We start from the raw sequence: 845 nt of genomic DNA, 5'->3' as shown, positions 1-845 counted from the left end.
CCAACAGGTGCGCGCGCTCGCGCGTCTCGGTTCCGCTCTGGTCGAGCAGATCGACGAGGGGATCGCCGGCGGTATCGGCAAGGCCTGAACCGTCCCACCGTCACGTGGTGGGGCGGCTCCTCGGTACGTCCGGAACGACATGTTCGGGTCGTGGCTGCGCTCGTCCCGGACGGCACCGCTCGCGTCGGTGACCTCGTAACCGAGGGTGTTCAGCCGAGCGGAGTTCCGCCCACACCCCAGTTCTCGCGGGGCACCTCGGTGATCGTCACCCACACCGACGACGGATTCTTGCCCGAGGCCTCGGCGTACGCGCGGGTCACCGCGGAGATCACCTCGGCCTTCTGCTCGTCGGACAGGCCCGGCGTCTGACTGATCTGGATGAGAGGCATGCGCGCATTGTCGCAGCCCGCCGCACGACCCGCCGATCGGTCCCGGCTATTCGGCGATCTGCGGCGTTTCGAGCAGGACGTCGGTGTCGAAGCAGGTGTGCGTGCCGGTGTGGCAGGCGGCACCGACCTGGTCGACGACCAGCAACACCGTGTCGCCGTCGCAGTCGAGGCGCACCTCGTGCACGTACTGGGTGTGCCCGGACGTCTCGCCCTTGACCCAGTACTGCTGCCGCGACCGCGAGTAGTAGGTGGCCTTGCGGGTCGCCAGGGTGCGGGCGAGCGCCTCGTCGTCCATCCACGCCATCATCAGCACGGCGCCGGTGGCCCGCTCCTGCACGACGGCGGCGAACAGACCGTCGTCGTTGCGCTTCAGCCGGGCGGCGATCGCCGGATTCAGGATGTCGCTGCTCATCGAACCGTGATCCCTTCCGCACGCATCGCGTCCTTGACCTCGCC

At 68.9% G+C, this 845-nt stretch carries 2 protein-coding genes; both read right to left on the bottom strand.

Annotated features, from left to right (window positions below):
• Positions 1–209: 209 nt before the first annotated feature.
• The gene (locus tag R1101_RS0124635; RefSeq protein ID WP_016935788.1) at positions 210–389 is read right to left on the bottom strand and encodes a tautomerase family protein; all 180 of its coding nucleotides are present in this window, start codon (positions 387–389) and stop codon (positions 210–212) included.
• A gap of 46 nt (positions 390–435) precedes the next feature.
• Positions 436–801, bottom strand: coding sequence for a phosphoribosyl-AMP cyclohydrolase (gene hisI, locus R1101_RS0124630; RefSeq protein WP_016935787.1), 366 nt, complete (start codon positions 799–801; stop codon positions 436–438).
• Between the last annotated feature and the right edge of the window lie 44 nt (positions 802–845).

This window comes from Rhodococcus sp. R1101 (genome assembly GCF_000278445.1).
In the GTDB taxonomy this organism is placed as follows: Bacteria; Actinomycetota; Actinomycetes; order Mycobacteriales; family Mycobacteriaceae; genus Rhodococcus; species Rhodococcus gordoniae.
Note: the sequence above shows the minus strand (reverse complement) of the source record. Positions and strands in the feature narration are given on the sequence as shown.

What these genes read in the sequence shown, in the direction of transcription:
- R1101_RS0124635 (WP_016935788.1), bottom strand. Translation starts at nt 389, where the DNA reads ATGCCTCTCATCCAGATCAGTCAGACGCCGGGCCTGTCCGACGAGCAG.
- hisI (WP_016935787.1), bottom strand. Translation starts at nt 801, where the DNA reads ATGAGCAGCGACATCCTGAATCCGGCGATCGCCGCCCGGCTGAAGCGC.